Annotated in this window: 9 protein-coding genes; all 9 read right to left on the reverse strand. The window is 42.4% G+C overall.

Annotated elements, in window-relative coordinates; all coding sequences use genetic code 11:
* Positions 1 to 85: 85 nt before the first annotated feature.
* The 9 genes from AC5YBZ_RS13630 to AC5YBZ_RS13670 all read right to left on the reverse strand — a co-directional run bounded on the left by AC5YBZ_RS13630 (position 86) and on the right by AC5YBZ_RS13670 (position 15,120).
* Positions 86 to 1,354 (reverse strand): NupC/NupG family nucleoside CNT transporter, encoded by a 1,269-nt coding sequence (locus AC5YBZ_RS13630; protein ID WP_494543040.1) that lies wholly within the window; start codon positions 1,352 to 1,354, stop codon positions 86 to 88.
* Between the two features lie 111 nt (positions 1,355 to 1,465).
* Positions 1,466 to 2,251 carry a 5'-methylthioadenosine/S-adenosylhomocysteine nucleosidase gene (mtnN, locus tag AC5YBZ_RS13635; RefSeq protein WP_494543041.1) on the reverse strand — a complete coding sequence of 262 codons (786 nt, stop codon included), beginning with the start codon at positions 2,249 to 2,251 and terminating at the stop codon, positions 1,466 to 1,468.
* 1,441 nt (positions 2,252 to 3,692) lie between these two features.
* On the reverse strand, positions 3,693 to 5,546 hold the full coding sequence (locus tag AC5YBZ_RS13640; RefSeq protein ID WP_494543042.1) for a protein NO VEIN domain-containing protein: 1,854 nt from the start codon (positions 5,544 to 5,546) through the stop codon (positions 3,693 to 3,695).
* Positions 5,477 to 8,125, reverse strand: coding sequence for a sacsin N-terminal ATP-binding-like domain-containing protein (locus tag AC5YBZ_RS13645; RefSeq protein WP_494543043.1), 2,649 nt, complete (start codon positions 8,123 to 8,125; stop codon positions 5,477 to 5,479). The genes AC5YBZ_RS13640 and AC5YBZ_RS13645 overlap by 70 nt, the downstream gene beginning before the upstream one ends.
* Positions 8,122 to 8,472, reverse strand: a complete 351-nt coding sequence (locus AC5YBZ_RS13650) for a hypothetical protein (RefSeq protein WP_494543044.1) — start codon at positions 8,470 to 8,472, stop codon at positions 8,122 to 8,124. The genes AC5YBZ_RS13645 and AC5YBZ_RS13650 overlap by 4 nt, the downstream gene beginning before the upstream one ends.
* Before the next feature lie 399 nt (positions 8,473 to 8,871).
* Positions 8,872 to 11,760 carry an aminomethyl-transferring glycine dehydrogenase gene (gene gcvP / locus AC5YBZ_RS13655; protein WP_494543045.1) on the reverse strand — a complete coding sequence of 963 codons (2,889 nt, stop codon included), beginning with the start codon at positions 11,758 to 11,760 and terminating at the stop codon, positions 8,872 to 8,874.
* Between the two features lie 131 nt (positions 11,761 to 11,891).
* Positions 11,892 to 12,281, reverse strand: a complete 390-nt coding sequence (gcvH, locus tag AC5YBZ_RS13660) for a glycine cleavage system protein GcvH (protein WP_110457408.1) — start codon at positions 12,279 to 12,281, stop codon at positions 11,892 to 11,894.
* Positions 12,282 to 12,350: 69 nt separating this feature from the next.
* Positions 12,351 to 13,445 (reverse strand): glycine cleavage system aminomethyltransferase GcvT, encoded by a 1,095-nt coding sequence (gcvT, locus tag AC5YBZ_RS13665; RefSeq protein WP_494543046.1) that lies wholly within the window; start codon positions 13,443 to 13,445, stop codon positions 12,351 to 12,353.
* A 466-nt stretch (positions 13,446 to 13,911) separates the two neighbouring features.
* Positions 13,912 to 15,120: an FAD-dependent monooxygenase gene (locus AC5YBZ_RS13670; RefSeq protein ID WP_494543047.1), complete on the reverse strand. Its 1,209-nt coding sequence runs from the start codon at positions 15,118 to 15,120 to the stop codon at positions 13,912 to 13,914.
* Positions 15,121 to 15,124: the final 4 nt, after the last annotated feature.

Consider the following 15,124-nt stretch of genomic DNA (forward strand, 5'->3'; position numbering starts at 1 on the left):
AAGCTGGGTTGTTGTTCGTTGCGACTAACCTGACTGCTGGGCGCTACGCCATAAGGTTAAATAGGGTTTACTGCACCTAAAAAACTTATACCAGAGACATAAATAAACCGGCGATGGTGGCAGCCATTAGATTTGACAAAATACCCGCGACCAGCGCCTTTAAGCCGAGACTGACAATTTCAGAGCGACGCTCAGGCACCAGACTACCAATCCCTGCGATGGCGATGGCGATAGTGCCAAAATTGGCAAAACCGCACAGCGCAAATGACAAGATCACTTGTGTGCGCTCAGACATTGGTTGTCCGGTAGCTGCAACTAATGTGTCACCGGTCAGGTAGGGAGCCAAATTGATATAAGCAAAAAATTCGTTGATCACAATTTTTTGGCCAATAAAAGAACCCGCTAACATGGCTTCGTTCCAAGGCACCCCCATTAACCACGCCACTGGAGCAAACAAATAGCCTAAGATCATTTGCAGGCTTAAAGATTCAATGCCAAACCAGCCACCTATGCCACCAATCATACCGTTCATCAAGGCAACCAAACTGACGAATGAGAACAGCATAGCCCCTACCGCCAAGGCTAATGACAGACCACTCATGGTGCCCGACGTCGCGGCATCTATGACATTACGAGGCTTATCTTCTTCAGTAACCTCAAGCTCGTTATCGGTAACGTTTTCTGTTTGTGGGATCAGCAACTTGGCAAATAGTAGGCCACCAGGAGCTGCCATAAAAGAAGCCGCCAACAGATATTCCATCTTAATACCTAGCTGGGCATAGCCAGCCAACATGGTACCGGCAATCGAGGCGAGTCCGCCGCACATAACGGCAAACAGTTCAGAACGGGTCATTTGAGGGATATAAGGCTTAATTAAGAGTGGCGCCTCGGTTACCCCCAAAAAGATGTTAGCTCCGGCCGACATTGATTCGGCTTTACTGGTGTTAAGCAGCTTTTGTAGCGCGCCTCCGACCCATTTAACGACTAACTGCATTATCCCTAAATGATAGAGAACGGCTGAAATCGCTGAGAAAAACACCATGATTGGCAGTACTCTAAAGGCAATGACAAAACCTCCTGAACCAAACAGTTCATACATTTTGTCACTGACTAGGCCACCGAAAATAAATGACATGCCCTCATTACTATAACCAATAACATTTGAGACAGCCTCCGCCATATTTAAAATTACAGACTGACCAACAGATGAGTACATAACAAATGCACCCAAGGTTAATTGCAGCAAAAACGCTACACCGACTGTTCGATAATTAATTTTTTTACGGTTTTCAGAGGCAATATATGCCACAAGCAGTAGTGAAACAATGCCTAAAATACTAACTAAGGTTTGCATTAATTTAATCCGGAATTTATAAACAAACAAAACTGGACTTTATTATCAAATAAAGTCCACAAATAAATAGTTATAAACATGCTCAGTGCTAATTCAGTTCTAAATAGCACATTAATTAGCCACATAATTTGATTTGTTTAATGCATTAATTATATTTAGCACAAAACATTGGCAATCAACGGCCGTTTGAGGCTCAAAATCTTGACCATGCTGATCGGTATTAGACAATACACGAATACTGACAAATGGGATTTTATAGGCTTCGGCAACCATAGCGGCTGCTGACGTCTCCATCTCTTCAATGGCCGTATTAAAATGTTGATGGAACCAGTTTATCCGGTCTACCTCTCGGTTCCACTCATCACCCGTACCAATCACACCTGTGACCACTTGCCCTTTGTCATAGGTGTGAGCCAAGGACATTGCCAGCTCAACCAAGGCTGAGTCCGCCTTAAAGTGATTGTGTTTAACTACTTGGCCGTTTTCGCGCAAATACATTGTCATATCAAAGTTTTGCCAGTTGGCAGGGTGCATCCCCTGACCTTTCTCTGTGTACTCAGTCTTGTAAGAGCCCATGTTAAAACTACTGGTGCCAACCACTATATCGCCACGAAATAACTTAGGATCATGTCCACCTGCTGTGCCTTGGTTGATGATGAGCCTTGGCTGATAATGCTCGATAGCCAAAGTCGTCGCCGCAGCAGCATTAGCTAAACCAATTTCGGTTCGAGAAACCACCACTGACTGACCATTAATTTGGCCTTGCCAGAAAGTCCATGACCCAAACGTTTTTACTGACACTTGATCGAGAGCTTCAACCAACGTTTCAATTTCTACGTCCATCGCCCCTTGAACCAAAATAGGACGTTGGGAGGAGATATAATCATGATTTTTCATATAAATGTATTCAAAGCAGAAAGTGCGCGGATATTATCAACGCTTAACAGAGGGAGCAACGAAACAAAGCGTGAGCAACTTGTTATGAAAGTTTACTAAAAAATAGTTAATTAGCGTTACCGAATGTAACCATCAAAATATCGACTCTTGTTTTATAAGGAATTTAATTACCATCGATTTAATATTAAGCTAAAGGTAATTTTACAAATCAACAATTACAAAACACAGTGTTCGCTATAACACCTAATGCATGGCGCCAAGTATTAAATTAATCCTACAAAAATACCAATAAAGAAAAGTAACAGCTTACCAAGGCCCTCGATCACGATAACTTATTGGTGATAGGTTCTGGATTTTCATTTCATAATATGGGAGTTTTTCGCGCCAAATACTGAGTGCTACTGCCTAGCTAGGTGCGCCGTTGATAAACATCAAAACGTCACCATTTTAATGAGGCTAAAAATCGTCTAGTAAAGTAGTGGCGATTCAATGCGTGTAAAGTTGCGTAGTAAGAATACTGGCATAGGTCCAGAATTTCTTGGATGTGTCGAAGGTCAGCTCAATTATCCAACATAGTTGTTGCTGTATTGTTGCTGTATTGTGGCGGTATAGATGGCACGCGCCACTGCGGTCAACCCCCCCCCGCTAATTTCACGTACTGTGATGCCATGTCAGACAATTTACCCGGAACATAGCGTTTGCCATTTTTAGCCAGAAATAATGCCTTTCCAGAGCCAATGAATGCAAACATTGGTCTGATCTTACCAATGTAGAAAGCTAACCACTCACATCCTCGCAGACTAATTGGCACCAAACGTTCTTTTTACCTTTGTCGTGAACGCGAACCAACTATATTGAAGTAAAGAATAATATACCTGGTCGTCAAAACAAAAAAGGTGAGCAAAATGCTCACCTTTTGAAAGTTGTGTTAACCCACTTAATTACTCGGTAACACAAGTTGATCACAACAGATCTAGTTGGAAACTAAGAACCTTTATTTTTCAATAATTTACGAAAAGGCTTGTTACAAACCTAGTTGGAAACTTTGCCCCTTTCTTGTTGCCGAAAACTTACTGATAAAGCAATAGTAGTTGGAAACTAGGCTAAAGGGCTTTATATATCGGGGTTTACCGCCCGAATTACCAAAGAGAAAATAATGGTGCGAGAACACCTAATTCATTAACCAATCACAATAATGCTTTTTTCCACTGTAGTATCGTGTTTATGTCATTAATAATGGAAAAAAGCACTATTAAGAAATCGTTAGCTCCACCTCATTAATGACACCATATCAGCGGGAGATTTTTTATAAACTTCTTTTAGACTAGTAATTTCTATTTCTATTCCTTTTTTAATGTTTTCACTGCTATCCATAGATGATTAAGTTAAATATTTAAACCTTCCTCATTTCCTAACCAATAATTAACAATTTTGAGGCTCACTACTCTATTTTAAAAGAAACAACATATTCTCTGTTTTCTAGATGGAACCGTTCTTTATCATCAAAGTCTATATGTTCAATTCTAAGAATCTCATTAGAAACTAAAAAAATTTCATAATTCCCAATATTCTTCCTAGCAAATTCAAGCTCATTCGTGCTCAAATGAAATCTATCACCAGAGTACGTTTTAACTTCAACATACTTCGTTACGTCAAGTTCATTAATATATTTAATATCGTAACCATCACCATCACTAGTTTTAGATACCCAAGTAACTTTTTCTTTACCAAATTGTTTAACAAGAGAATTATAAACGTCTTCTTCAGATCTTTTACCGCTGATTCTATTGTTATCCGATAATGATTTTGAGTGTTTAAATGGTTTCTTCGATTTACTTTGGTTGTTTTTGATATTTCCAGGTTTACTAAGAGATGCACTCTTTATTCGTTTGGTTTGTCGAACAGAACCCTCAACACCGTGAGGTTTCTTTGTAACATTCTCAGACTCAAGTTTTTCATTAATACGAGTTGTAACTTCTTCCCACTTATGAGAAAAAAACATTAGACTCATTAGTTCTTGATCACCTTCAACCCTATCAACATCAATTAATTCAGTATGTTTATCGTACAAATCTTCAAAATCAATTTGTGTTTCTTCGATAGGTTCATGCCCTAAAATATCTGAGATATAGTTAGTGACATACTCTTCGTAGTCCATGTCAAAAGTTTGTTTATTTTGTCTAGCTGACAAAATAATGAAATTGTCGTTATTCTCGTATTGCGATACGTAATGAGTAAATTGGGGTTCTTTAGAGTTTACTATGCACCATTGATATAATTTCCTTTTGAATAAATGTAGATATCTCTCAAACGCCTGCTTGAGCTCATTAATATGATACTTTGATAGATCTATCTTATAATACGCAAATTCTGAACGATTGAAGTCAGCAACACTTACTCCCTTCTGAGCAAAAAGCTCTTTAATTACACTACAACTTTCAAGACTGTCCAACTGCTTAAAATTTATCCTTCTAACATCAATTTGCAATTCAAGCTCAGTCGACACACTTTCAAGCAAATGATCATTAGATTCAAACCTATAAGTTTTATCCAATAAGGAATACACTGTTTTCCAGAATGAATACAGTTCATCAGAAATCCCTAGTAATTCTCTTGTCCTAATTAACTCTTCTTCACCAATATCATTCTTAATAGTTTTTTCTAGATAAGAAGCATTTTCCTTAACAACATCTCGGAATACTCTTGTGTCCTGAATATCGAAAATTAACCCTATTATGTCTGCAAAGGTTTCTTGGAAATCAAAATCATATCTAAGATCCTCTACCGTAGACTCAGGTCTAACCTTTATGACAAAGTCGTTTTCATGTTTAATGTAATCATTATTTTCGAGCCGATAGCTTTCCTTACTAATCTGATATTTAACGTCCTCGCACAGGACTATTCTATACCGTCTCAACTTTGCTAATTCTGCTTTTGCAGACTGATCCTTATCAATATCTTGAATACGATAAACCAGAATATAGGGGGCAATTTCCTCTAAAAATGATGAGAAGTTACGAGTTAACGCAGGTAAAGAAGATATACTCGTAACTTTGACATCCAATTCATTTAAGTTCTGCACTCCAAAAAACTCGATTATATTTTGAGTATTTTGTCTTCTTGGGTAATACAACACTGGTACACTTGCAGCAATCTTCCGAGGAAGTTTTATATTACCATTATAAAAAACTCTATCAGCGGCGTGATAAGAACGAGTTTGTCCTTTTAAAGCAAAAAGTTTCGCGTCTTGGTTTCCCAAAGGTTGTCTATTAACTTCAAAGTGTTTGATTGCCAACTTATAAATCGCCTGTAGATCTGTCGTCCATCAGAAGACTTTTCCGGAAGTTCATTAATAATTCTCTGTACGGCTCCCAAAGATAGCTTTTCAAATTTATCAGTCGCACCAATTTTTAATAACAAACTTTCTACATCAGCACGACTAATATCGTAAAATTCAAATTTTTCATGACTAAAGTCGAATTTTATCTTATTTATTAATGAGCTTAACTTTTCATTAGAAAAAAATAAGTCTCTAACCAGCCCTAGAGATTTTACTTGGTACTTAATAAACGAAGGCTTACATGAAATTACATGACCATAATAGTTATAACCCTCTCTATCCTTGTTATAGGTAAACCTATCAGTATTTGTTGAATCATCTAACTGATTATAGATATCTTTATCCTGGATAAACCAAATGACTAACTTTTCTAGAGATATTTTTTGAGCTATAAAGTTAAAATTTTCGATTTCTCTGTAAAAAAACGAACCTACTCGATAACCAACAGGGCGGCTAACACACTGAAAAACAAATTTTTCATACTCTAAGTTTCTCTTACCTTTAACTTCATTAAACTTGCTGTGTTTGTTAACACCTAACCATAAAAAAAACTCTTCTACTCTATTGGGGTCTTCTTGACCCAGCCCATATTTTGAAGGCGCTGATAAAAAGACACTATCTTCAAATATACCTTCGAATAAGAACTCGTTTAAAGTTCCAGAAGGATAGTATTTAGATAAAAATAAATCCCTTGCATCAGCTAAAGTGTTACCTTTATCGTAAAGTCGGATTTTTGAATCAGGTATTTGTTGAGGGGAGTTCAACTTAATGAAGTTTTCATACAGAGAACGAACCATACTGGTTATGATTTCTTCTGCTCTACTCTCATCTTCTTTAATTAAACGATTGGCATTTGAAACGATTTTCTGAAGTACTGGTGTGGGCTGATATTGTTGAATATTAGTGATTAGTTTCAAAGTTCTCTGTAATTCACGAGCTTTTTCATTCGAATCAATCTCAAATTTTTTGATCAATAATTCAAACAAATCAGTATGAATAAACTTGATACTGACATAATCAGGTACACTAATATCTACAGATGAAGGCGTATATACTTCATCATCAAGAGAGATCAACGCACCACTTGAGTCAATCAAAAACTCTAATTTCTCCTCAAGTTTAAAAGTGTGGTAAATCATATGAATCATAGAAGCTCTATCTTCTATATCATCTATATTTTTACTTAATACTTTTAAACTTTCAGTATCTACGCTTCTATTTAAATTAAAATTCGAAAGGTCAACAGTACCATCTAATGGAATTAACAGATTTTCAAATATGAACTCTTGGTTAATAGAGCGGACAAAATTAGCAAGCTCATCTATAAATATAACCTCTGATCTTTTTCTATAAGTTCTGTCAACACAAGGAAACACCTCTAATGAATTGATCGCATCGTCAATCGCATCGTAGAACCCTAACCCCATCAAAATGTTATTAGGACTGTTATATGATAAAAGTTCTATAGCTTTATAACTAATGTTGCCTTCCGTCAAGGATTTCGCTGTATCAATAATTAACTTTACTAGCTCTTTTAAAATGAATCTGTTTTTCTCACTGTCATTAATCTCATTTCTGGAACTGTTTAATTCGAAAGAACCATGAATAACAAAAGGAAAATCAACAACTAATTTAGTAGGAAAGTAAGCAAACACTTCTCTAATATCGCAAGACAAGTTATCTTGAAGGGCTATTTTTAAATCAAAAAACTCTTCTACATTTTCTTTATCCCACAATTCATCAGGGATGCTGCCCTTACGTTCAAAAACAATCCACTTTTTGCTTAGTTCTTCTTTATTTATCGACTTAACGCATTTCCCATCAATAACAACAGTAAGAGTTTGGATTGAATTTAGAAAAAGTAAGATCTCATTTTTTAGCTCACCTATCTGCTTTTTAATATCACTTAAAAAACCGACTTTATAATATATATCAATTGAAGTATTCCAATCCTGATTATTATCATCGCTGATTTTTGGAACGGATAAAAATGGGATTGGACAAACAGACTCAGGTAAGTTTTGTGCCTTTCTAATAGCGGCTCTTTCTTCCAAAGAGAATAACCCGTTGAAGATTTCATTTACGACTTCTTTTGAAAAGTCTAGTTTCAAGTCGTTACTTCTAATAGAGACCTTTTTACTCCAATTAATTATCGAACGAAAACCAAGCCCTTTGTTTCCTATGAACTTTTTCGATATTTTGGTGCTTAAGTTTGAAATCATTAGAGATCGAACACCTTCAGCACTAAACGAAGTACAATTGATACCACGATTATTGATACTTAAAACACCTCTTTCAGTATCAAGCTCGATATAAACCTCTTCTGAGTTTTCATCATCTGCATTTTGAAGAAGTTCTAATAATTGCCTGCCGTTATACTCCTTTTCAGTTTCTATTTCGCGATTAAATGCAGACACCATATCAGCGGGAGATTTCTTATAAACTTCTTTTCGACGTGTAATTTCTGCTACTATTTCTTCTTTAATGTTTTCACTGCTATCCATAGATGATTTAACTGCCGTAAAGTTGTTCAAGATAAAGCCTCTTCATATTCCTTTTGAACCCTAGCTCTTAAACTCAATTCGTAATTAGTGCCATTCCCTTTTCGATAGGTGAGCCAATCAAAACTAAGTGTAAGATCCTCTCTGTCCGCATCAATTGTGAACTTAACCTGGGTTAGCTCGTATTTTCCGTCTGGTCTAAGGGCAATAACATCATCTAAACTAGTTACCTTTGCGTCAGGCAATGAGGTACTTTCTACTTTTACCCACTCATATTTATCCCTATCGTGGTACCAATTAACCAATATCCTTATACATACTAGGTCCTGATACTCATACCCAAGACGAGTTAACTGAGTGCTTTTGATTGGAGAGTTCATGTGAGTTGGTATTCCTTGATTCTTATTATCTGTTACTGATGACACCATTTACAGTAAGGAAAAAGTTTCCTATAAAATCTGATATTCCTTTACGTAATGAAGCTCAACAATGAAGACCATTACCTCTTTATGAAAAACTGTAGTTAATTTTTAAGATACTCTTTTTAAGACTATACAGGTTTATATCCTGAAATAAAAACAATCAAGTATTAACGCAGAAAGAATTACCTTATAAATTTAGCAGCGAATACATTGTGGTAGTTCACGAATAATTACCCAATAAAAAGGCGAACCATCAGGTTCGCCTTCTATACTTAGTTAGTTTCCAACTTCAATTGCAGTTTCCAACTTCGATTACGCGGTTTCCAACTTCAATTGTCGTTATCACAAGTAGCCATTTTATTTGTAATCGTCAATCGGTGCACAAGAACACATTAGATTACGGTCGCCGTAAACATCGTCGATACGGTTAACCGTTGGCCAGAACTTGTTCGCCTTAACTGCAGCACTTGGGAATACCGCCAGTTCACGGCTATAAGGACGTGAGTCAAACTCGCTATCCATGATGTCAGCCATGGTATGCGGCGCGTTGTGCAGTGGGTTGTTGTCCACTGGCCACTCGCCAGCTTCGACTCGAGCGATTTCGCCGCGAATTGAGATCATCGCATCGATGAATCTGTCTAGCTCGACTTTAGACTCTGATTCCGTTGGCTCAATCATTAAGGTGCCTGCAACCGGGAAGCTCATGGTTGGCGCGTGGAAACCATAGTCATTTAGACGCTTAGCGATATCCATTTCGGTCACGCCAGAAGCTTCTTTAAGCGGACGCAGATCTATGATGCATTCGTGAGCCACACGGTCATTACGGCCTGTGTACAGCACAGGGTAATGGGCAGATAGCTTCTTCATCATGTAGTTAGCATTAAGCAGGGCCACTTGGGTCGATTGTCTTAAGCCTTGGAAACCCAGTAACTTAATGTACATCCAAGTAATAGGCAAAATGCTGGCGCTACCGTATGGTGCAGCCGATACTGCGCCGTTGTTGTCTGATTCGCGGCCATGTTTAACCACTGTGTGACCCGCAACAAAAGGCGCAAGGTGAGCCTTAACACCAATAGGGCCCATACCGGGTCCGCCGCCGCCATGCGGGATCGCGAAGGTTTTATGTAGGTTAAGGTGCGATACATCGGCGCCGATGAAGCCAGGAGTCGTTAAGCCCACTTGCGCGTTCATGTTAGCTCCGTCTAGGTAGACTTGGCCGCCATGGCTGTGAATGACGTCGCAGATCTCGCGCACTGTCTCTTCATACACACCGTGGGTCGATGGGTAGGTGATCATGATGCAAGAAAGGTTATCGGCCACTTCGGCGGCTTTGGCTTTCAAGTCTTCCATGTCGACGTTACCCGCTTTATCGCACGCGGTCACCACCACTTTCATGCCGGCAAGCTGGGCTGAAGCTGGGTTAGTACCGTGAGCCGATTGTGGGATAAGACAGATATTTCGGTGCGCATCGCCGCGGGATTCATGGTACTTCTTAATGGCTAATAGACCCGCGTATTCGCCCTGCGCGCCTGAGTTAGGCTGTAGGCAAACGGCGTCATAACCTGTGATATCAACAAGCCATGCAGACAACTGTTCGAGCAACTCGTCATAACCTTGAGCTTGGTCCTGTGGGCAGAATGGGTGCATATTGCCAAACTCGGCCCAACTGACTGGCATCATCTCGGTGGCGGCGTTTAGCTTCATGGTGCATGAGCCTAGCGAGATCATCGAGTGGTTTAGGGCTAAGTCTTTGTTTTCGAGACGCTTGATATAACGCATCATCTCGGTTTCGCTGTGGTAGCGATTAAAAGTTGGATGAGTCAAGATAGCGTCGGTGCGCACCAACTCAGCTGGTATTGAACTATTGCCATTGGCGACGATGTCGGCATCCATTGCAGCAACGTCTAAGCCATGACCTTCACCTAAAATCACATCAAATAGCTGAGCGATATCGGCACGAGTGGTAGGCTCAGCGATGCTGACCCCAAGAATGCCATCACTATCGACACGCAAGTTAAGCTCTGCCGCGACCGAACGCGCTATCACAGCGGCGCTGTCGGCAACCTTAAATGACAGGGTATCGAACCAAGTGTTGTTAACCAGCTCGACGCCTTTGGTTTTAAGGCCTGCGGCTAAGATATCAGTTAAGCGGTTGATACGCTGTGCAATCGTTTTTAGCCCTTGTGGGCCATGGTATACGGCGTAGAACGAAGCCATGTTGGCCAAGAGTACCTGTGCTGTACAGATGTTTGAGTTGGCTTTTTCGCGGCGAATATGTTGCTCACGGGTTTGCATCGCCATACGCAGCGCGCGGTTACCGCGTGCATCTTGCGACACCCCAATAATACGACCCGGCAGTGACCGCTTGTACTCGTCACGCGAGACGAAGAATGCGGCGTGTGGGCCGCCAAAGCCCATGGGCACGCCAAAACGCTGGGCGCTACCAAAAACCACATCGGCACCCATGGTTCCTGGTGATTTAAGCATCACTAGCGACATGATGTCGGCGGCGACGGTCACGACCGCTTTTTTCTCTTTTAGTGCAGCAAAAAGCGCAGTGAAATCGCGAATTTGACCGTGACGGTTAGTGTATTGGAATAGTGCGCCAAACAGATCGTAGTTAACGGCATCTTCGGCAGGACCGGTGACAATTTCAAAGCCAAAACACTCGGCGCGGGTTTTCACCACATCGAGGGTTTGCGGGAACACATCATCGGCAACGAAGAAGATATTGGCTTTCTTGGCCTTAGAGACACGTTTCGCCAGCGCCATGGCTTCGGCTGCTGCGGTGGCTTCGTCTAGCAATGAAGCAGAGGCTAAATCAAGACCGGTTAGGTCCATCGACACCTGCTGGAAGTTTAAAATGGCTTCTAGACGACCTTGAGCGATCTCTGGCTGATATGGAGTGTACGCGGTGTACCAACCTGGGTTTTCAAACACATTACGCTGGATAACACTTGGCACTAGCGTGCCGTGGTAACCCATACCTATGTAACTTTTAAACACCTTGTTTTTATCGGCAATGGCGCGAATCGCCGCCATACCTTCGGCTTCGCCACATGCTGGGCTAACAGCAAGGTCGCGGCCTAGACGAATCGACTCAGGTACGATCTGCTGTGTTAAATCTTCTAAAGATTCTGCACCAACGAAGTTCAACATCTCTTGCTGTTCTGCGCTGTCCGGTCCTATGTGGCGACGGATAAAGAGTTCGTGCTGCTCTAACTGAGTGAGAGTTTCTGTGGTCATGATAAACCTAGTTCCATATTTGCCAGTATCCTGCCTGTAGGGGGGCGGTGTTACCGGTCTCATTTTTAATGTAGGGCGGTATAACAAAAAACCCCATGTCATTTAGGCATGGGGCTTTAGGGGCTCGACGCTTACTCTTCGTCGATAACTTCTTGATACCCTTCGGCATCAAGTAGGCTGTCAACTTCAGACTCGTCAGATGGCATCACGCGGAAGAACCAACCGTCGCCGTATGCGTCGCTGTTAACTAGCTCTGGAGAATCTTCTAATGATTCGTTAACGGCAATCACTTCGCCAGAAATTGGTGCGTAGATATCAGAGGCAGCTTTAACCGACTCGGCCACGGCGCAGTCTTCACCGGCGGTGACTGTGTCACCCACTTCTGGTAGCTCAACAAATACCATGTCACCTAGCAGCTCTTGGGCGTGCTCACTGATGCCGACAGTGTATGAACCGTCTGCTTCTTTGCGGATCCATTCGTGTGAAGAAGCGTACTTTAGTTCAGCTGGAATATTGCTCATTATTTTTAATCCTTTTTCCGTAATACTCAATTTTGACTAATCAGACAATGTGTAAGTTAAGCTAAAAAATTAGAATACTTGTTTACCGTTACGCACAAAGCCAGGGGCTATGACTTTAACAGGCACGCGCTTTTTACGCATCTCTACTTCTGCGACATCGCCAACAGAATTGGGCAAGCGTGCCATGGCAATAGAATAGCCCAAGGTCGGTGAGAATGTCCCGCTGGTGATAACCCCTTGCAGCTCTTCGCCGTTCGCGTCGGTAAAGAACACATCCATACCTGGGCGAATCACCCCTTTGGCTTCCATCACTAGGCCCACTTGCTTATGGGTACCCGCCGCTTTGATGGCGGTTAACGCTTCACGGCCAATAAAGTCACGATCGCTTGGCTCCCAGGCAATGGTCCATGCCATGTTGGCTTCGAGCGGGTTAACGCTTTCGTCCATATCTAGGCCATATAAGTTCATGCCTGCTTCTAAACGCAGGGTGTCACGCGCGCCTAAACCACATGGCTTAACGCCATTGTCGAGTAGTGCTTGCCAAAGGGCGGCCGCTTCATCTTCAGGCACAATGATCTCGTAACCCGCTTCACCGGTATAACCAGTAGTGGCAATAAACAAAGAACCTGATTGCACACCAAAGAAAGGTTTCATCCCCTCTACGGCGGCGTTTTGCTCGGCAGTAAACACGCTGGCAGCTTTCGCCTTGGCGTTAGGGCCTTGTACGGCAATCATCGCCATTTCTGGACGTTCGGTAATGGTGACATCAAAGCCCTTCACTTGCTCAGCAATCCAAGCGAGGTCTTTTTCACGGGTCGCAGAGTTAACCACAATACGGTAATGGGTGTCGTCGAGATAATAGGTGATGAGGTCGTCGATAAGGCCAGCATTGTGGTCTAGCATACCGCAGTAAAGCGCTTTACCCGGTACGGTGAGTTTGGCAACGTCGTTTGCCAACAGTTTACGCAGAAATTCACAGGCTTGAGTGCCGGTTACGTCAACCACTGTCATATGAGAGACGTCAAACATACCTGCGTCTTGACGTACAGCATGGTGTTCTTCGATTTGAGAGCCGTAGTTAATCGGCATTTCCCAACCGTGGAAGTCGACCATCTTGGCATTAGATTCCAAGTGCTTGTTAAAGAGTACAGTTTTATTAGCCATTATTATCTCTTCTTTAATGCCCTTTTCGGGTCTTACCTGACGGTGACAACATGGCTGAAATACATTGATAACGGGACTAACCGAAAGGCTCGGATAAGATCCCGTTTCCACCTGTGGTTTGAGCTATGCGACACCTAGGTGTGCTTTATTTATAGACACACCTGAACGTAGGGTACGTTGGGTCAGGATGTGATTGCAAAGATGAATTTTTGCATCAATTGCGTCGAATATGATGCATCGACAATGTCGCCTGCTAAGACGGGTCAATGGTATCAAAATGCGGCGAAATTATACCTTGCGTCACAGTTTTGTATACAAGATATTTTTCTAATCCGAGCGTATTTAACATTACTTTTTCTTATGCGTTAATCGTAGCTTTTTTACAGCGCAAAAAAACAACACCACAGCAACCTTTCAAGCCACTGTATTTAAAGGTAAAGTTGGCCAAACTCATTTTCAATGATACTTATTTACACAGGGCTGGCAGACGGCTTTTATTGCCCATCGCCTGTTGCATAAACAGTGTTTTCACAGGAGAAAAATTATCAACCAAATTAAGCCCTAAATCTCGCAGTGCTTGTTTCACTGGGTTCGCCCCATCGAAGAGGCGCTTAAAGCCTTCCATTGCGGCTATCATCTCCAGCGCATCGGCTTTACGCCAACGTTCAAGGGCGCGCAAATTGGCATAGTCGCCCAAATCTTTACCCGTACGTCTCAGTTCACTCAGGGTTTCGATAATGGCCGCGGCATCAAGAAACCCAAGGTTAACCCCCTGCCCCGCCAATGGATGTATGGTATGGGCCGCGTCGCCTGCCAGCAATAAGCGGTGGCGGGCAAAGTGGCGCGCATAACGCATGCGCAGTGGAAAAGCCTGTGGCTCACTTTCGAGCTTGCACATGCCTAGCTTGCCGTCGAAAGCGGCGGTAAGGCTACGCTCAAACTGCACCGCATCGCCGTCGAGTAAGGCTTGTGCCTTTGTTGGCGGCACCGACCAGACGATAGAGCAGAGGTTAGCTTCAAACAGGGGCAAAAAGGCTAATGGACCATCTTGTAAAAACACCTGCCGTGCGGTGTCATTGTGAGGCAGTTCGGTGCGCACCGTGGCGACGATGGCGTGGTGGCCATAATCCCAGAAGGTCATCGGGATTTTGCACTGTTCACGCACCCAAGAATTGGCCCCATCGGCACCGATCACGAGGGCCGCCGACAGGTTGTCACCATTGTCTAAGGTGAGCCATGCTTCGCGCTCGCCAAAGGCAATTTTGTCTAGGCGGCGATTTTCAAGATGGGTTATCTCATCAAGCTCGGCCGCACGGCTAGCCAGTGCGTGGCTGATGTTGTCATTTTCAATGATGCTGCCTAAGGTTTGCTCGCTGATACTGTGGGCATCGAAAGCAATTTTACCTAGGCCGTCTTTGTCCCACACCGCCATTTTTTGGTATGGCCCCATGCGCGCCTCATCGACATAGGCCCAAGCACCAAGGTGAGTGAGTAAACGTTGACTGGCCTTGTTAATCGCACTGACGCGCATACGCGCCTCGCCCGACACGGCTTGGGTTTCACCGGCATCGATAACCACCACCCGCAGCGACTCCATCGCCAAACCGATGGCAGTTGCCAGTCCTACCATACCACCGCCAACAATGGCTACATCATAGGTTTGAGTGCTGAACATAGGG

The organism is Shewanella sp. 553 (genome assembly GCF_059338375.1).